Raw genomic sequence first — 16,637 nt, 5'->3', positions numbered from 1 at the left:
TTCGGACAAGATCACTATTGCTCTATGCTCCTGAGCGGCAACACTGAGTGATCATCTCGTGTCTGGGGGAGTCATGCGCGTCATGAACATCGCTACCGGTCTCGTCGTCGCGGCCCTGCTGTCCGGGTCGCACCCGGCGATGGCGGCCGCCGCGGCGCCCGCGTGCACAGGGGCAGGATGCTTCAACAAGGACCCGCTCACCACCGGGTGCGACAAGGACGCCAGGCCGATCGCGGAGGTGTGGTTCCGCGACCGCCTGCTGCAGGGGTACTACAGCCCTTCCTGCAGGGCGAAGTGGGCCACCGTGATCGGTGCGCCGCTGGACCGCAGGATCTACGTCAGGAACAACAACGGCTCACCGCTGCTGGAGAACATGGTCCACCATGTCGCGTGGACGAAGATGGTCGACGGCACGCGTCCGGCGGAAGCCTGCTTCGAGAACACCTCCGTCTGCGCGAGGCCGACGGTGGGCCAGGCCCTCTTCTAAGAGCCGATCCCCGTCTGCCACAACGCGCTCACGGGTACGGCCGGCATCCTGTCTCCGAAGGAGAAGGTGTCGGCGCCGGTATGCAGGACCAGGCCGGCGACGAAGCCGGGGCCGACGCCGGGCAGGCGCCGTCCTTGACCCTTTGCTCGGCGTGGCGCCGTACCAGGTGCACGAAGACAGTCGCGGGGAGATGGTCGCTTGGGTGGGTCAGTCTGTGGGGGTGGTGTGGGGGAGGCTGAAGACGAGGATGCGGGTGCCGGTTCGGGTGCCGGGCTGGTGTACGGAGCCGGGGTGGTAGTGGAGGAAGGATCCGGCGGGGAAGGTGTGGCCATTGTCGAGGAGTTCGCCCTCGGCCACGTAGATGAGTTCGTCGGTGGCGTGGTGGTCGGGTTCCGGCCAGGTGGTGCCGGGGGCGAAGTCGAAGGCGCGGGCGGCCAGGGCGCCGCCGGGCAGGCCGCGGCGGACGATGCCGGGGGCGATGTCGCTGGTCTCCACGGTGTCGATGGCCACGTGGGTGAGCTTCGGGATTTCTGGCATGGGCCCATCGTGGCGGGTGGCGTACCGAGGAGAAAGTGGCTGGAATGTCATCTCTAGGTATATTGCTGCCATGATCAGAGTGGTCGCGCTGGTACATCCTCCGCAGGCGCCGTTCGAGCTGGCGTGTGTCACGGAGGTGTTCGGGCTGCGGCGGCCGGGGATGGCCGCGCGCTACGACTTCGGCATCTGCGCCCTCGAACCCGGCCAGGTGCCCACGCTCGGCGGCTACACGATCGGGGTGGGCGACGGGCTGGAGGCGCTGGAGAGCGCGGACACCGTGGTGATCCCGGGCTGGCAGGCGGACGACGTTCCCGGGGAGATCGTTGACGCGGTACGGCGGGTGCACCGCCGTGGGGCGCGGATCGTGTCCATTTGTTCGGCGGCGTTCCTGGTGGCGGAGGCCGGGCTGCTGACCGGGCGGCGGGCCACCACGCATTGGCGGCGGACGGAGGAACTGGCGCTGCGGTATCCGGATGTGACGGTGGATCCCGACGTCCTCTATGTCGATCACGGCGATGTGGCGACGTCGGCGGGGACCGCCGCGGGGCTTGACCTTTGCCTGCACATCGTCAGGAACGACCATGGCGCCGCCTACGCCACGGAGATCGCCCAGCACATGGTGATGCCGCCGCGCAGGGAGGGCGGGCAGGCGCAGTTCGTGCGGCCGGCGCCGGTGCGCGAACGTGACGGGTCGCTGGGTGCGGTGCTCGACTGGGCGGCGGGGCGGCTCGACCAGCCCCTCACGGTCGGGGATCTGGCCCGGCGGGCCCGACTGTCGCCGCGGACGTTCGCGCGTCGTTTCGTCGCCGATCTGGGGGTCAGTCCTGGTCAGTGGCTGCTCGCCCAGCGGGTGGACGCCGCCCGCGAACTGCTGGAGCGGACCCCCTTGCCCGTCGAGACGATCGCCGCCCGCGTCGGGCTGTCGTCGGCGGTGAACCTGCGGCGCCACTTCCACGCCCGCCTCGGCACCACCCCGGCCGCGTACCGACGGACCTTCGGCGGATAGGAGTGGCCAGCAGTGTGGACACGCGTGCCAGAGTGGAGGGCATGGACTACGTCGCTCATTTTCATCGCGAGGTCCAGGCGTTCGAGGCCGCGTGCCGGCGGGTGGCGGGGCGGGAGGCGCCGCCGGTTCCGTCCTGTGCGGGGTGGACGATGTCCGACCTGGTGATGCACCTGTCGGGCGTGCACCGGGTGGTGACGGCGGTCATCGAGGAGCGGCTCGCGCAGCCGCCGGATCCCAGCGGGCTGGCGCACCTGCTGCCCGCCGACACCGAGGGGTGGCCGCTGTCGGGGCGGACGCCGAGCCTCGGGGTGTTGCCGGTCGGCTTGGTCGACTGGTTCGCGGAGGGCGCCGCCGTACTGGAGGACGTGTTCGCCGGGACCGGCCCGGACGAGCGGGTGTGGACGTGGTCGGCGGAGCGGACGGCCGGGTTCTGGTCGCGGATGCAGACGATCGAGGCGGCCATCCATCGGTGGGACGCGGAGAACGCCGTCGGCGAGCCGGGGGACATGAACGCCGAGATGGCCGCGGACGCCGTGACGCAGACGTTCGAGGTCATGGTTCCGGCTCGGCGGGCGTTGAAGAAGGCCCCGCCGGGGGCGGGGGAGACCTTCCGGTTCGTGTGCGACGAAGGGGCGTGGACGGTGCGCTTCGAGGGGGATGAGCTGCTTGATGAGGGTTCTCCCGACCTTGAGGTCGCGGGTACGGCTTCGCAGCTGATGCTGTTCCTGTGGCAGCGGATCCCCGCCGACCGGCTGGCCGTCTCCGGTGATCCCAAGCTGCTGGATCGCTACTTCGAGCTGGCACCGCCCATCTGACCGCAGCAGATGTGGAGGTGTTGTGCAGATCTAGGGGATTCCCCCGAGGTTTCCCTGGGTTTGTGCGGGGAAGCCGCCAGATCGGTGATTAGCCACATAGGGTCGGAGGCATGGTGAAGCGTAGGTTTTCTCTCGCTGCCGCCGCGGCTGCTGCCGCGATGGTGGTGGCCGGGGTAGCAGGTTGTGGATCGACGGCGCAGCCCATCCAGGTCAACCTGGCCGCCTCGGAGGTGCTCACGCAGGCTGCGCAGAAGACCGAGCAGGTTTCCAGCTACACCGTTGACGCGGTGGTCAACGCGACGGACCCCAACGGGCAGAACGGGAAGCTCCAGGGCCGGATGCTCTACCAGGGCAAGCCGACGCTGGCGATCGATCTCACCGTGGACACGGCGGGATTCGGCGATCGCGAGCTGCCGGGCGGGGCCAGGGCGGTCCTGCAGGGCGACGTCGTCTACGTCAAGGTCGACGCCCTCAACAAGCTCGTCGGAGCCACCAAGCCGTGGATCAAGGTTTCGCTCAGTGAGGCCGACAGCCGCGGTGAGGTGCAGCAGTATCTGGCGCAGGTCCAGCAGTTCGACCTGGCGGCGGTCACGAAGATGGTCACCGCCTCGAAGGATGTCAAGCAGGTCGGCACCGAGAGTGTGAACGGCGTCGACACGACCCACTTCAGCGGTACGTTCCCGGTCGAGGCGGCGGTGCAGCTGCTGCCGGCCGACGAGCAGCAGCGGGCCAAGGAGAACATGGCCGAGCTGAAGGACGTCAAGTTCGACATCTGGGTCGACGGCCAGGGCCTTCCGGCGAAGCTCCAGCTCAACGGGGAGAAGCAGGGCGGCAAGCTCGACGCCACCCTGTTCTTCAAGGGCTTCAACGAGCCCGTCAACATCCAGACTCCGCCCGCGGACCAGGTCGGCGAGATGCCGTCGAACGTCCCGCAGCCGACCCCGTCGAACTCGTAGCGACAACCCACAAGAGAACATCGATTTGGAAACTCGGCGACCAGCCCGTAGTCTGGTCGTTGCCGAAGACCGCCGGTTGTCACCTTGGCCAGTCCTGGTGACCGAAGGATCCGCTTCTTGCGGACGGCCCGCGCAGGTGTGATACGAGTTTCCCCACACGATGAGTGTGTGTGAAGCCCCGTGCGCCCTGCGCCCGGGGCTGTTCTCATTTCTGGGCCTTCTCCGGCGGAACATCCTGGAAGGAGGCCCATGGCGAGGCCGGATAAGGCGAGCGCGGTCGCCGAGCTCAAGAACGAGTTCGTAGGAAGCAGCGCAGCCGTTCTGACCGAGTACCGCGGTCTCACCGTCGCTCAGCTCAAGGAGCTGCGCGTTGCACTCGGTGGGAATGCGAAGTTCGCCGTGGCGAAGAACACCCTCACCAAGATCGCTGCCAACGAGGCCGGTCTGACGGGCCTCGACGGCCTGCTCAGCGGCCCGACCGCGATCGCCTTCGTCAGCGGCGACGTCGTCGAGGCTGCCAAGGGTCTGCGTGACTTCGCCAAGGCCAATCCCCTCCTGGTGATCAAGGGCGGTGTCCTCGACGGCAAGACGTTGGACGCCACGGAGATCACCAAGCTCGCCGACCTGGAGTCGCGCGAGGTTCTCCTCGCGAAGCTGGCCGGCGCGATGAAGGCGAAGCAGTCCGCTGCTGCCGCCATGTTCGCCGCGCTGCCCACCAACATGGCTCAGCTGGCCGAAGCCCTGCGCGCCAAGCGCGCGGAGGCCGGCGAGTAGCTGGGGGTTGCCGCACTTAACCGCGGTCCCGATCCACCTTTAAAGCACATCCCATACGGAGGAAAACATGGCGAAGCTCAGCACCGACGAGCTGCTCGGCGCGTTCAAGGAGATGACCCTTCTCGAGCTCTCCGAGTTCGTGAAGGTCTTCGAGGAGACGTTCGACGTCAAGGCTGCCGCCCCGGTCGCCGTCGCCGCCGCTGCCGCCCCGGCCGCCGGTGGTGGCGAGGCCGCCGCTGAGGAGCAGGACGAGTTCGACGTCATCCTCGAGGCCGCCGGCGACAAGAAGATCCAGGTCATCAAGGAGATCCGCGCGCTGACCTCCCTCGGCCTCAAGGAGGCCAAGGACCTGGTCGACGGCGCTCCGAAGTCGGTCTTCGAGAGCAAGGTTAACAAGGAGCAGGCGGAGAAGGCCAAGGCTGCCCTCGAGGGCGCCGGCGCCAGCGTCACCGTGAAGTAACGTTCACGCTTCCGAAAGAGGCGGCCACACCCAGGTGCCGGGTGTGCCGCCTCTTTCGCTCTCCCGCCCAACCCACCCTTCCGTTACGGCTCCCGCCACCCCACCCGCCCCGCCGCAGTCAGCGGCCCCCGTCGAGCGATGGCCGTGAGGGCACTCCGCTCTTGGGGCGTTGCCGCTGGTGCCGTGCCTGGCGGCGTACTGCCTGGTGGGGCGCGGCCACGCGGTGGATGGTTCGACCTGACCAGACCCCGATAACCGGCCAGTAACAAGTTATTAGAATCTGTTCCAATTCCACGGAACACGGCTAACGTGATGGGAACTTGAAAGTAAAGTGTGCGTCACGTTACCCCATGCTCGCGGAAGGTGACCGGTGGGCGTCGAAGTCGTGGTCGAGGGGCTGACCAAATCGTTCGGTCGGCAGGTCATCTGGCAGGACGTCTCGCTGACGCTGCCCGCGGGCGAGATCTCGGTGCTGCTCGGCCCGTCCGGCACCGGCAAGTCCGTCTTCCTCAAGACGCTCGTCGGCCTGCTGCGTCCCGACCGCGGCCACATCTGGATCGACGGCTACGACCTGGCCAACTGCAGCGAGGACAAGCTCTACGAGCTGCGCCGGTTGTTCGGGGTGCTCTTCCAGGACGGCGCGTTGTTCGGCTCGCTGAGCCTGTTCGACAACATCGCCTTCCCCTTGCGCGAGCACACCAAGAAGAGCGAGACCCAGATCCGCCAGATCGTCATGGAGAAGATGGAGCTCGTCGGCCTGCTCGGCGCGGAGTCCAAGCTGCCCGGTGAGATCTCCGGCGGCATGCGCAAGCGCGCGGGCCTGGCCAGGGCGCTGGTGCTCGATCCGGAGATCATCCTCGTCGACGAGCCGGACTCCGGGCTCGACCCGGTGCGCACCGCGTACCTCAACCAGCTCTTCGTCGATCTCAACACCGACTTCGAGGCCACGTTCCTCATCGTCACCCACGACATCAACACCGCCCGTACCGTGCCTGACGACATCGGGCTGCTGTTCCGCCGGGAGCTGGTGATGTTCGGCCCGCGCGAGATGCTGCTGTCGAGCGACGAGCCGGTCGTGCGCCAGTTCCTCAACGCGCGCCGCCACGGCCCGATCGGCATGTCGGAGGAGAAGGACGTCTCCGAGCTGGAGGCCGAGGCCCAGATGGGCCACGATCCCGGCGCGCTGCCGCCGATCCCGCCACAGCTCATGCCCACGGGCAACCGGGTGCGCCGCAGCCAGCAGCCGCCCGGTTCCTGGCTGGCCGCCCACGGGGTGATCCCGCCGCAGGGCTCGTTCATCGACGACCGCGGGCGCAACTGGCTGGAGGAGTACCCTCGGCTGGTCAGCGCCCATCTCAACGGCGTCAGGTAGCCCCCGCGCATGGACGGACCACCCTTTTTCGCGGCCCAGAACAACTACTCTCCGCACTCGAAAGGAAGCGACACGTGATCAGGGCGAGCGGTGCGTTCGTGGCGCTCACGCTCGACACCCTGCGTGCCGTGCCCAAGCGGCCCTTCCACTGGCGGGAGTTCCTGCAGCAGGCCTGGTTCATCGTCGGCGTCAGCGCCCTGCCCACGGCACTGGTGTCCATCCCGTTCGGCGCCGTGCTCGCGCTCCAGGCGGGCAACCTGATCCGCCAGTTCGGCGCCCAGTCGTTCACCGGCGCCACCGCCGTGCTCGGCATCGTGCGCGAGGCCGGCCCGGTCGTGACCGCGCTCATGATCTCGGGCGCGGCGGGCAGCGCCATCTGCGCCGACCTGGGCGCGCGCAGGATCCGCGAGGAGATCGACGCGCTGGAGGTGCTCGGCATCGACCCGCTCCACCGCCTCGTGGTGCCCAGGGTGGCCGCGTGCGCGGTCGTCGCGCCCCTGCTCAACGGCCTGGTGACCACCGTCGGCCTGATCGCCAGCTACCTGTTCAACGTGATCGCCCAAGGCGGCTCGCCCGGCTCGTACCTGCAGTCGTTCAACGCCCTGGCGGAGCTGTCGGACCTGTGGATCTCCGCGGTCAAGGCGCTCGTCTTCGGCGCCACGGCCGGGATGATCGCCTGCTTCAAGGGGCTGACCGCGGCCGGCGGGCCCAAGGGCGTCGGCGACGCCGTCAACCAGACGGTGGTCTTCGCGGCCATGGTCCTGTTCGCCGAGAACTTCCTCATCAGCGCGGCGGTGTGGTGATGTCACTCGACAAGCAGGGCGAGTTCTACACCAAGGCCTTCCTCCAGCTGCCGCGCGCGCTCCGCTACCGCGCCGAGATCCTGCGGCTGCTGTCGGAGGTGAGCCTCGGCACCGGTGGCCTGGCCGTCATCGGCGGCACGATGGCGATCGTCGCGTTCATGACCTTCTTCGCCGGCACCGAGGTCGGCCTGCAGGGCTACACCGCACTCGACCAGATCGGCACCTCCGCCTTCGCCGGATTCCTCTCCAGCTACATCAACACCCGCGAGATCGCCCCCATCGTGGCCGCCATCGGCCTGTCGGCCACCGTCGGGGCGGGCTTCACCGCCCAGCTCGGCGCGATGCGGATCAGCGACGAGATCGACGCGCTGGAGGTCATGGCGATCCCCTCGGTGCCGTTCCTGGTGGGCACCCGGCTGATCGCCGGGTTCGCCGCCATGCTGCCCCTGTACGTCCTCGGCCTGCTCGCCTCCTACGTCGCCACCCGCCTGATCACCACCGTCCTCTACGGCCAGTCGACCGGCACCTACGACCACTACTTCGACCTCTTCCTCGTGCCCTACGACGTGCTCTGGTCGCTGGGCAAGGTGGTGCTGTTCGCCATGCTGGTGATCCTCGTGCACTGCTACTACGGCTTCCACGCCTCCGGCGGCCCCGCGGGCGTCGGCGTCGCGGTCGGGCGGGCGGTGCGCGCGGTGCTGGTCGCGGTGAACGTGGCCAACGTCCTGCTCGGCCTGGCCATCTGGGGCACCACGACCACGGTACGGCTGGCCGGATGAAGTACGGCGCCGCCCTGCTGGCCCTGATCGCCGCCTTCACAGCGGTGACCGCCGCCGCGTACTTCAAGGTGTTCTCCGGCGCGACCGTCGTGACCCTGTCGGCCCCCAGAGCCGGTCTCCAGCTCGGCCCGCGCGCCGACGTCAAGGTACGCGGCGTCATCGTCGGCGAGGTCACCGCCCTGAAGGCCACCACCGGAGGCGCGGAGCTCACCCTCGCCCTCGACCACCCCGTCGACCGCGCCGCCACGGCCAGGCTCCTGCCGAAGACCGTCTTCGGCGAGAAGTACGTGGACCTCGTCCCGCCCGCGACCCCGACCTCCGAGCTGCGCGACGGCGACCGCCTGATCGCCCCGGCCGCCGCCGTCGAGGTGGCGCAGGTGCTCGACCGGCTGCTGCCGCTGCTGCGGAGCATCCACCCGGAACGGCTGGCCACCACCCTGACCGCGCTCGCCACCGCCCTGGAGGGCAGGGGCGCCAGGACCGGCGCCACCCTGGACAAGGCCGAGGACTACCTCACCCGGCTCACCCCCCACCTCCCGGCGATCCGCCGCGACCTCTCCGCCCTCGCCGACGTCACCGACCTGTACGGCCAGGCCGCCCCCGACCTCCTGCGCACCCTGGCCGGCTCCGCCGCGCTGAGCAGAACGCTCACCGGCCGAGAGGCCGAGATCGACCGGCTCGCCCGCGCGGTCACCAGGAGCGCGGGCGAGGCCGACACCTTGCTGACGGTCAACGAGACCGGCCTGGTGGGGCTCCAGCATGTGTCCCGGCCCGCCCTCGACCTCGCCGCCCGCTACGCGCCGACCGTGCCGTGCGTGTTCCAGGGGCTTGACCGCCTCCGGCCGCTGCTGGACGAGGCGTTCGGCGACGGGCGGGTGAAGGCGGTGCTGGAGCTGGTCAGGCCGGCGCCGCCGTACAGGGAAGGGGCCGACGCGCCCGCCTACCGCGACACCAGGGGCCCGCGCTGCTACGGCCTGCCCCGGCCGAGGGTGCCCTTCCCGGGGGTGCGGTTCGCCGACGGCACCGAGGACCTGGCGGGGCTGATGTTGCGATGACCACGCTCAAGGCGGCGATCAAGCTCGGGCTGTTCGGACTGGCCACGACCCTGTGCGTGGCCATGCTGGCGATCACGATCTCCGGCACGCAGTTCGCCGCGGCGAGCGTCTACCGCGCGGTGTTCACCGACGCCACCGGGTTGCGGCCGGGCGACGACGTGCGGGCGGCGGGCGTACGCGTGGGCCGCGTGCAGGAGATCGCGCTGACCGGGACGCGCGCCGAGGTCTCCTTCACCGTCCTCGAACGCACCCGGCTGCCCCGCGGCGTCATCGCCGCGATCCGCTGGCGCAACCTGGTGGGCGACCGCTATCTCGCGCTGTCCACCGGCCGCGGCGGACCCGGCGCGCTGCGGCCCGGCGAGCTGATCACCGACACCCGCCCGGCGCTCGACGTCACCGCGCTCTTCAACGGCTTCCGCCCGCTGCTCAAGGCCATCCGCCCGGAAGACGTCAACAAGCTGAGCTGGCAGATCGTCCAGGTGCTCCAGGGGGAGGGCGGCACTGTCGACAGCCTCCTCGGCCATGTCGCCTCGCTCACCGGCACGCTCGCCGACCGCGACGCCGTCATCGGCCGGGTGATCGACAACCTCACCGCGGTGCTCGCCGAGATCGCCGGCCGCGAGGACGCCTACAGCGAGCTCGTCGCCGACCTGCGGTCGCTGGTCAGCGGCCTGGCCGAGGACCGCAAGGCCATCGGCGACTCCCTCACCGCACTCGATCGGCTCGCCGGCGTCACCGCGGGCTTCACCGAGCGCGCCAGGCCCGACCTCAAGGCCGGAATCCGCCACGCCGACGGCTTCCTCGCCGCGCTCAACGAGGAGCGCGCGCTGATCGACAAGACCATCAAGGACGTGCCGATCCGGCTCAACCAGCTCACCCGGGCCGTCTCCTACGGTTCGTGGTTCAACTTCTACCTCTGCTCCCTGGAGGTCCGGGCGGGCGCGACCACCACGCCGAAGATCGTCAACGAGAGCCGCCGATGCCGCTGACCCCCTTCCGCCACCGCGATCCGCTCCCGCTCGGCATCGCCGGCCTGGCCGCCGCCGCGGCGCTGGTGGCCGGTGTGCTGGCCGTACCCCAGCTGAAGACCGGCACCGTGTACACGGCCGCCTTCGCCGAGTCGGCGGGGCTGCGGCCGGGCGAGGACGTCGTCGTGGCCGGGGTGAAGGTCGGCGAGGTGAGCGAGGTCGAACTGGAGGGCGCGCACGTCCGCGTCGGCCTGCGCCTGGAGCGGGAGGTGCCGCTGGGCTCGTGGACCCGCGCGCACATCCGGCTGGCGACGCTGCTCGGCTCCCATCACGTCCAGCTCGAACCCCACGGTCCCGGCCGCCTCGACCGCGCCATCCCGGTCGAGCGGACCAGCGTGCCGTACGAGATCATGCCCGCCCTCGGCGACCTCGCCGGCAGCGCCGCCCGCATCGACGCGGGCGCGCTCAAGAGCGCGCTCGACACGCTCGCCCAGACCCTCGACGGCTCCTCGGAGGAGATCCGCGCCTCCGTGCGCGGCCTCGGCCGCCTCTCGCGGACCGTCGCCTCCCGCGACGACAAACTCCACGATCTGGTACGGCACGCCGAAACGGTCACCGGCCTCGTGGCCGGCCGCAACCAGGAGCTCCGCGCCCTGATCAAGGACGGAGACCTCCTGCTGCGCGAGATCTCCGCCCGCCGCGCCGTCATCCACAGCCTGTTGACGAACACCCTGGAGCTGACCGCGGAGATCGACGGCCTGATCGCCGACAACCGGACCACGCTCAAGCCCGCTCTGCGGCAGTTGCGGGAGTTCGCCGGACTGCTGCGGCGCAACGAGGAGAGCCTCGACCGCTCCCTGCGGCTGCTGGCGCCCTTCACCCGGCAGTTCACCGACGCGGTCGGCAACGGCCGCTGGTTCGACGCGATCGTCCAGAACCTCGTGCCGCTGCCCGCTTCCGTCCAGATGCCCGACCGCACCCTCGGAGGGCTGGCTCCGTGAAGACACCCGTCGCGATCACGGCCCTGCTGCTGGCCGCCGGCTGCGGTTTCGAGGGCGTCCAGTCGCTCCCGCTGCCCGGCGGAGCCGACCTCGGGCAGAACCCGCGCGCGGTGACGATCGAGTTCGCCGACGCCCTCGACCTCGTCCCGCACTCGCTGTGCAAACTCAACGACGTCACCGTCGGCAAGGTCACCGCGATCGAACTGGCCGCCGGCTGGCGGGCCGAGGTCACCTGCACGGTCAGAGCCGACGCCGCGCTGCCCGCCGGGACCGGCGCCGCCATCTCCCAGACGAGCCTGCTCGGCGAGAAGTTCGTCAAGCTGGTCCCCTCCGGCACCGGCCGTCTGGGCGGACGCATCCCGCTGAGCCGCACCACCCGGACCGCCGAGGTCGAGCAGGTGCTCGCCGCCGCCTCGCTGCTGGTCAACGGCGGCGGCCTGGAACAACTGGCCACCATCAACACCGAACTCGGCGCCATGCTCGACGGCCGCACCGGCACCGTCAGGAACCTGCTGCGCCGCCTGGACGCGTTCGCCGCCGCGCTCGACGGCTCCAAGGGCGACATCGTCCGCCTCATCGGCAACCTCGACCGGCTCACCGCCACCCTGGCCGCCCAGCGCCAGACCCTGCGCGCCGTCGCCACCGACATCGGCCCCGCGGTCAAGCAGCTGCGCCGCCAGCGCGCCGACCTCACCCGCATGCTCACCGCCCTGGCCCGCCTCGGCCGCACCGCCACCCGCGTCGTCACCCGCTCCCAGGACGACACCCTCGCCAACCTCGCCCACCTGCGCGCGCTGCTGGCCGAGCTCGACCGCGCCCGCCGCGAGATCGCCGCCAACCTGGGCACCGCGCTCACCTTCCCCTTCCCCGGCTCGGCCACCGGCCTGCTGCGCGGCGACTACGGCAACGTCGACGTCACCGTGGACCTCACCCCTTCCACCACCCTGGACAACCTCATCGGCGGGAGCCCGCGATGAGCCTGCGGATCAAGCTGGCCGCCTTCCTCGCCATCAGCCTCGCCGCCACCGCGTACACGCTGGTCCGCTACGCGCGGGTCGGCGCCGACCTGTTCGAGCCCGCCTACCGGGTCGGCGTCGAGCTGGCCGAGGCCGGCGGCCTGTTCGAACACGCCGAGGTCACCTACCGCGGCGTGCGGGTCGGCCGCGTCGAGTCGCTCTCCCTCACCGCCGACGGGGTGCGCGCCGTGCTCCGCCTGCGGCGCGAGCCGCCGGTGCCCGCCACGGGGCTGCTCGCCGTCGTCGCCAACCGCTCGGGTGTGGGCGAGCAGTATCTCGACCTCCAGCCTTCAGGTACGGCGCGGCCGTACCTGAAGGAAGGCGACACGATCGCCAGAGGGCGCACCGCGCTGCCGATCACCACCGCCCAGTTGCTCGGCGACGCCGAGCGGCTGCTGACGTCGGTGGACCCGCGCGACGCCGAGACCGTCGTGACCGAGATGGAACAGGCCTTCGGCGGCAACGCCGCGCACCTGCGGCGGCTGCTGACAGCGGGCGAGGAGCTGACGGCGGCGGCCGTGGAGGTCCTGCCCGAGACGGTCACGCTGATCGAGCGGGGGGAGACGGTGCTGCGCACGCAGCGGGCCGAGGGCGGCCACCTGAAGGCGTTCGCGCGCGACCTCGCCTCGCTGACCGGTTCGCTGCGCGAGGGTTCCGCGGACCTGGAGCGCACGATCGACGCCACAACGCCCGCGGCGCGCTCGGCGGAGAAGCTCGTGGACGGGCTCGAACCGCACCTGCGGCCGCTGCTGGGCAACCTCATCGTCGGCGGGCGCACCGTCTCGGCCCGGGTGGCGGCGCTGCGCCAGCTGCTCATCGGCTACCCGGCGGGCGTGGCCGGGGCCTTCACCGTGGTCGGCCGCGACGGGCTGCACTTCGGGCTCAACCTCAACCTCAACGTGCCGCCGCCGTGCACGCGCGGCTACGAGGACGTGCGCCGCCGCCATCCCCAGGACACCCGGGTGAAGGCGGTCGACCCGCGCGCGACCTGCACGGAGCCGGAAGGCTCGCCGACCGGTGTGCGCGGGGGCGCGGATGTGCCGCCGCCGGGCGTACCGCCGTCGATCCCCGGTCTGGAAGAGTGGCTCGCGGGTAATGATCCGGCGATCAGGAAGGAGCGGACATGACAGGCACCGCCTCTCGGTCCGCCGCTTGGCTGACGATCATCGTGCTCGGGGTGCTGGCGGTGGTGCTCGGCGGGTTCGCGCTGTGGGTCAGCGGCGAGCTCCGCGGCGAGCAGGCCACGGACGACGACCGGGCCGCCGCGCTCGACGCGGCTGGCACCCACGCGGTCAACCTGCTCTCGCTCAACTACAAGACCGTCGACGCCGACCTCGGGCGCATCCTGGCGACCTCGACCGGGGCCGCGCGGGCCGAGTACACCGCCAACGCCGCCCGGCTCAAGGAGACCACGATCACCAACAAGGTCGTCCAGCACGGCGTGCTGCGCGCCCGCGGGCTGGAGTCCATGACGGGCGGCGTCGCCAAGGTCCTGGTGGTGGCGGACGTCGAGATCCGCTGGGAGGGCTCCAAGAACGCCCCTCAGGAGCGCTTCTACCGCTGGTCGATGGATGTGACCAAGGTCGGCGGGGTCTGGCTGGTGTCGAAGGCGGTGCAGGTGCTGTGAAGGCCGTGGCGATCGGGGTGCTGGCGGCGCTCGTCCTGGGGCTGTCGGTGGCCTTGTGGGTGATGTGGACGGATCTGCGGCACCTGCGCGACGGGCGGTCCGCGGGCGTCGAGGCCATGGCCGCCGCCAAGGCCGTGGCGCCGGACCTGCTGTCGTACAACCACCGCACGATCGAGCAGGACCTGGCGCGGGCCGGCGAGCACACCACGGGCCAGCTGACCGTCCATTACAAGGAGCTGGCCACCACCCTCGTGCCGACCGCCAAGGCCCAGAAGACCGTCCAGACGACCGCGGTCGCCGGGGCGGCCGTCGAGCGCGCGGAACCCGACCGGGTAGAGGTTCTCCTGTTCGTCAACACGGGTACGGTCAAGGAGCTGCCGGGCGAGGCCGAGCCCCAGCAACAGATCACCCAGAACCGCGCCAGGTTCGTCATGATCAGGACAGCGGGCCGGTGGCTGGTCGCCGACCTGTCGACGCTGCTGGGCACCGCCTGAGGCCCCGGGCGCGGCGCGTCCTTCAATTGTTATCAAAATTCAGGTTTAGCGAGTCCTTGCCCAGGGGTATCCCAGTCACTGCTACACCGGTTGTCGGCATGGGTTCGACCCTCGGTGTGACGGAGCGTTAGCCGTCCCCGTTCGCGGGTATCGTCTTGGGCCTGACGGTAGGCGCCCGATCACGCAGGGGAGAAATCCCAGCGTCGCGGCCTCGACCCGGCGGAAAGTCGGGGTTGTGGGCTTGACGTTTGCGTCCGAACGGGCGATGCTGCGACCAACGTGGAGCATGCAGCGAGAGCGAAGTGGACAGGCGTGTGCCGTTCGGCTACACTGCCCCTTTGCGCTGCCCTTTGACGACCCGCGATGCTTGCTCACGTTGCGAGGTTGTCTGGCGTGCGTGTAGTCAGTCCGCCGCGAGCCCTCGGAAGGACATCTGTTGGCAGCCTCGCGCAACGCCTCCGCCGTACCCGCTGGTCCCAATCGCGTTTCGTTTTCGCGTATCCAGGAGCCCCTCGAAGTTCCTGATCTTCTCGCCCTGCAAACCGAGTCCTTTGACTGGCTGCTGGGCAACGAGAAGTGGAAGGCCCGGGTTGAGGCGGCTCGTCAGGCCGGGCGCAAGGACGTCCCGACCCAGTCGGGCCTCGAAGAGATCTTCGAAGAGATCAGTCCCATTGAGGACTTCTCGGGGACCATGTCCTTGTCGTTCCGCGACCACCGGTTCGAGCCGCCCAAGTACTCAGTAGATGAGTGCAAAGACAAGGACATGACCTTCTCCGCCCCGATGTTCGTCACGGCGGAGTTCATCAATAACACCACTGGCGAGATCAAGAGCCAGACGGTGTTCATGGGCGATTTCCCGCTCATGACGCCGAAGGGCACTTTCATCATCAACGGCACCGAGCGTGTCGTCGTCTCCCAGCTGGTCCGGTCCCCGGGTGTCTACTTCGGCCGCAGTGTCGACAAGACCTCGGACAAGGACCTGTTCGACTGCCGTGTCATCCCCTCGCGGGGTGCCTGGCTGGAGTTCGAGATCGACAAGCGCGACAGCGTCGGTGTGCGCATCGACCGCAAGCGCAAGCAGGCCGTCACCGTGCTTCTCAAGGCACTGGGATGGACCACCGAACAGATCCTCGAGCGCTTCGGCCAGTACGAGTCGATGCGGGCCACCCTGGAGAAGGACCACACGGCCGGCCAGGATGACGCCCTGCTCGACATCTACCGCAAGCTCCGTCCGGGCGAGCCGCCGACCAAGGAGTCGGCGCAGACCCTGCTGGAGAACCTGTACTTCAACCCCAAGCGCTACGACCTCGCCAAGGTCGGCCGCTACAAGATCAACAAGAAGCTCGGGGTCGACAGCGACATCACGCAGGGCACCCTCACCGAGGACGACATCGTCTCCACGATCGAGTACATCGTCCGCCTGCACGCGGGCGAGGAGTCGATGCCGAGCGCCCAGGGCGACCGGATCGTCGAGACCGACGACATCGACCACTTCGGCAACCGTCGTCTGCGCAGTGTCGGCGAGCTCATCCAGAACCAGGTCCGCCTGGGCCTGGCCCGCATGGAGCGCGTCGTCCGTGAGCGGATGACCACGCAGGACGTCGAGGCGATCACGCCGCAGACCCTGATCAACATCCGCCCGGTCGTCGCCTCGATCCGGGAGTTCTTCGGCACCTCGCAGCTGTCGCAGTTCATGGACCAGACCAACCCGCTGGCCGGCCTGACGCACAAGCGGCGTCTGTCCGCGCTGGGCCCCGGTGGTCTGTCCCGTGAGCGGGCCGGCTTCGAGGTCCGAGACGTGCACCCGTCCCACTACGGCCGGATGTGCCCGATCGAGACTCCCGAAGGCCCGAACATCGGCCTGATCGGCTCGCTGGCCTCCTACGGCCGGATCAACGCCTTCGGCTTCGTCGAGACGCCCTACCGCAAGGTCGTCGACGGCAAGGTGATCGAGCAGGTCGACTACCTGACCGCCGACGAGGAGGACCGCTTCGTCAAGGCGCAGGCCAACACGGTGCTCAACGCCGACGGCACCTTCGCCGAGTCGCGCGTCCTGGTCCGCACCAAGGGGGGCGAGACCGAACTCGCGCGTGCCGAGGAAGTCGACTACATCGACGTGTCGCCGCGCCAGATGGTGTCGGTCGCCACGGCGATGATCCCCTTCCTGGAGCACGACGACGCCAACCGCGCGCTCATGGGCTCCAACATGCAGAGGCAGTCGGTGCCGCTGCTGAAGAGCGAGGCGCCGCTGGTCGGAACCGGCATGGAGTACCGTGCCGCGACCGACGCCGGCGACGTCATCAGCGCCGAGAAGGCCGGTGTGGTGGAGGAGGTCTCCGCCGACTACGTCACCGTGATGAACGACGACGGCACCCGCACGACTTACCGTGTCGCCAAGTTCAAGCGTTCCAACCAGGGCACCTCGTTCAACCAGAAGCCCATCGTCGTCGAAGGCGACCGGGTCGAGGTCAACCAGGTGATCGCCGA

Annotated in this window: 18 protein-coding genes; 17 read left to right on the top strand and 1 reads right to left on the bottom strand. The window is 69.7% G+C overall.

Annotation, left to right across the window (positions count from 1 at the left end; genetic code table 11):
• Positions 1-82 precede the first annotated feature (82 nt).
• A complete protein-coding gene (locus tag ACIBI5_RS49980) occupies positions 83-487 on the top strand; it encodes a DUF2690 domain-containing protein (RefSeq protein ID WP_397258198.1) in 405 nt (134 codons plus the stop codon).
• A 207-nt stretch (positions 488-694) separates the two neighbouring features.
• Here ACIBI5_RS49980 and ACIBI5_RS49975 read toward each other — a convergent pair whose 3' ends face one another.
• Complete coding sequence (locus ACIBI5_RS49975; RefSeq protein ID WP_379630511.1) at positions 695-1,024, bottom strand: cupin domain-containing protein; 330 nt, start codon at positions 1,022-1,024, stop codon at positions 695-697.
• Between the two features lie 70 nt (positions 1,025-1,094).
• Here ACIBI5_RS49975 and ACIBI5_RS49970 point away from each other — a divergent pair, with 70 nt between their 5' ends.
• From ACIBI5_RS49970 to ACIBI5_RS49895, 16 genes are all read left to right on the top strand, one after another.
• On the top strand, positions 1,095-2,030 hold the full coding sequence (locus tag ACIBI5_RS49970; protein WP_397258196.1) for a helix-turn-helix domain-containing protein: 936 nt from the start codon (positions 1,095-1,097) through the stop codon (positions 2,028-2,030).
• A 41-nt stretch (positions 2,031-2,071) separates the two neighbouring features.
• On the top strand, positions 2,072-2,845 hold the full coding sequence (locus ACIBI5_RS49965; protein ID WP_397258194.1) for a maleylpyruvate isomerase family mycothiol-dependent enzyme: 774 nt from the start codon (positions 2,072-2,074) through the stop codon (positions 2,843-2,845).
• A gap of 110 nt (positions 2,846-2,955) precedes the next feature.
• Complete coding sequence (locus ACIBI5_RS49960; protein ID WP_397258193.1) at positions 2,956-3,801, top strand: DUF1396 domain-containing protein; 846 nt, start codon at positions 2,956-2,958, stop codon at positions 3,799-3,801.
• A gap of 249 nt (positions 3,802-4,050) precedes the next feature.
• Positions 4,051-4,575, top strand: a complete 525-nt coding sequence (rplJ, locus tag ACIBI5_RS49955; protein WP_379614574.1) for a 50S ribosomal protein L10 — start codon at positions 4,051-4,053, stop codon at positions 4,573-4,575.
• Between the two features lie 67 nt (positions 4,576-4,642).
• Positions 4,643-5,035, top strand: a complete 393-nt coding sequence (rplL, locus tag ACIBI5_RS49950; RefSeq protein WP_379614572.1) for a 50S ribosomal protein L7/L12 — start codon at positions 4,643-4,645, stop codon at positions 5,033-5,035.
• Between the two features lie 370 nt (positions 5,036-5,405).
• Complete coding sequence (locus ACIBI5_RS49945; protein WP_397258191.1) at positions 5,406-6,407, top strand: ABC transporter ATP-binding protein; 1,002 nt, start codon at positions 5,406-5,408, stop codon at positions 6,405-6,407.
• A 74-nt stretch (positions 6,408-6,481) separates the two neighbouring features.
• Positions 6,482-7,210 carry an MlaE family ABC transporter permease gene (locus tag ACIBI5_RS49940; RefSeq protein WP_397258189.1) on the top strand — a complete coding sequence of 243 codons (729 nt, stop codon included), beginning with the start codon at positions 6,482-6,484 and terminating at the stop codon, positions 7,208-7,210.
• Complete coding sequence (locus ACIBI5_RS49935) at positions 7,210-7,989, top strand: ABC transporter permease (RefSeq protein WP_397258188.1); 780 nt, start codon at positions 7,210-7,212, stop codon at positions 7,987-7,989. Before ACIBI5_RS49940 ends, ACIBI5_RS49935 begins: the two co-directional genes overlap by 1 nt.
• Complete coding sequence (locus tag ACIBI5_RS49930; protein ID WP_397258186.1) at positions 7,986-9,044, top strand: MCE family protein; 1,059 nt, start codon at positions 7,986-7,988, stop codon at positions 9,042-9,044. Before ACIBI5_RS49935 ends, ACIBI5_RS49930 begins: the two co-directional genes overlap by 4 nt.
• Positions 9,041-10,033: an MlaD family protein gene (locus ACIBI5_RS49925; RefSeq protein WP_397258184.1), complete on the top strand. Its 993-nt coding sequence runs from the start codon at positions 9,041-9,043 to the stop codon at positions 10,031-10,033. Before ACIBI5_RS49930 ends, ACIBI5_RS49925 begins: the two co-directional genes overlap by 4 nt.
• On the top strand, positions 10,024-11,013 hold the full coding sequence (locus ACIBI5_RS49920; RefSeq protein ID WP_397258183.1) for an MCE family protein: 990 nt from the start codon (positions 10,024-10,026) through the stop codon (positions 11,011-11,013). Before ACIBI5_RS49925 ends, ACIBI5_RS49920 begins: the two co-directional genes overlap by 10 nt.
• Positions 11,010-11,990 (top strand): MCE family protein, encoded by a 981-nt coding sequence (locus tag ACIBI5_RS49915; RefSeq protein ID WP_397258181.1) that lies wholly within the window; start codon positions 11,010-11,012, stop codon positions 11,988-11,990. Before ACIBI5_RS49920 ends, ACIBI5_RS49915 begins: the two co-directional genes overlap by 4 nt.
• On the top strand, positions 11,987-13,156 hold the full coding sequence (locus tag ACIBI5_RS49910; RefSeq protein ID WP_397258179.1) for an MCE family protein: 1,170 nt from the start codon (positions 11,987-11,989) through the stop codon (positions 13,154-13,156). The genes ACIBI5_RS49915 and ACIBI5_RS49910 overlap by 4 nt, the downstream gene beginning before the upstream one ends.
• Complete coding sequence (locus ACIBI5_RS49905) at positions 13,153-13,656, top strand: hypothetical protein (protein ID WP_397258178.1); 504 nt, start codon at positions 13,153-13,155, stop codon at positions 13,654-13,656. The genes ACIBI5_RS49910 and ACIBI5_RS49905 overlap by 4 nt, the downstream gene beginning before the upstream one ends.
• A complete protein-coding gene (locus tag ACIBI5_RS49900) occupies positions 13,653-14,150 on the top strand; it encodes a hypothetical protein (protein WP_397258177.1) in 498 nt (165 codons plus the stop codon). Before ACIBI5_RS49905 ends, ACIBI5_RS49900 begins: the two co-directional genes overlap by 4 nt.
• Before the next feature lie 436 nt (positions 14,151-14,586).
• On the top strand, positions 14,587-16,637 hold a 2,051-nt coding region (locus tag ACIBI5_RS49895; RefSeq protein ID WP_397258175.1), incomplete at its 3' end, for a DNA-directed RNA polymerase subunit beta.

This window comes from Nonomuraea sp. NPDC050540, from assembly GCF_044457485.1.
GTDB lineage: Bacteria > Actinomycetota > Actinomycetes > Streptosporangiales > Streptosporangiaceae > Nonomuraea.
This window is presented reverse-complemented; position numbering and strand designations above follow the sequence as displayed.

Excerpts from the sequence above, each read along its gene's own strand:
- ACIBI5_RS49920 (WP_397258183.1), top strand. The coding sequence starts at position 10,024 with ATGCCGCTGACCCCCTTCCGCCACCGCGATCCGCTCCCGCTCGGCATC.
- ACIBI5_RS49960 (WP_397258193.1), top strand. The coding sequence starts at position 2,956 with ATGGTGAAGCGTAGGTTTTCTCTCGCTGCCGCCGCGGCTGCTGCCGCG.
- ACIBI5_RS49925 (WP_397258184.1), top strand. The coding sequence starts at position 9,041 with ATGACCACGCTCAAGGCGGCGATCAAGCTCGGGCTGTTCGGACTGGCC.
- rplJ (WP_379614574.1), top strand. The coding sequence starts at position 4,051 with ATGGCGAGGCCGGATAAGGCGAGCGCGGTCGCCGAGCTCAAGAACGAG.
- ACIBI5_RS49970 (WP_397258196.1), top strand. The coding sequence starts at position 1,095 with ATGATCAGAGTGGTCGCGCTGGTACATCCTCCGCAGGCGCCGTTCGAG.
- ACIBI5_RS49935 (WP_397258188.1), top strand. The coding sequence starts at position 7,210 with ATGTCACTCGACAAGCAGGGCGAGTTCTACACCAAGGCCTTCCTCCAG.
- ACIBI5_RS49975 (WP_379630511.1), bottom strand. The coding sequence starts at position 1,024 with ATGCCAGAAATCCCGAAGCTCACCCACGTGGCCATCGACACCGTGGAG.
- ACIBI5_RS49930 (WP_397258186.1), top strand. The coding sequence starts at position 7,986 with ATGAAGTACGGCGCCGCCCTGCTGGCCCTGATCGCCGCCTTCACAGCG.
- rplL (WP_379614572.1), top strand. The coding sequence starts at position 4,643 with ATGGCGAAGCTCAGCACCGACGAGCTGCTCGGCGCGTTCAAGGAGATG.
- ACIBI5_RS49980 (WP_397258198.1), top strand. The coding sequence starts at position 83 with ATGAACATCGCTACCGGTCTCGTCGTCGCGGCCCTGCTGTCCGGGTCG.
- ACIBI5_RS49910 (WP_397258179.1), top strand. The coding sequence starts at position 11,987 with ATGAGCCTGCGGATCAAGCTGGCCGCCTTCCTCGCCATCAGCCTCGCC.
- ACIBI5_RS49905 (WP_397258178.1), top strand. The coding sequence starts at position 13,153 with ATGACAGGCACCGCCTCTCGGTCCGCCGCTTGGCTGACGATCATCGTG.
- ACIBI5_RS49965 (WP_397258194.1), top strand. The coding sequence starts at position 2,072 with ATGGACTACGTCGCTCATTTTCATCGCGAGGTCCAGGCGTTCGAGGCC.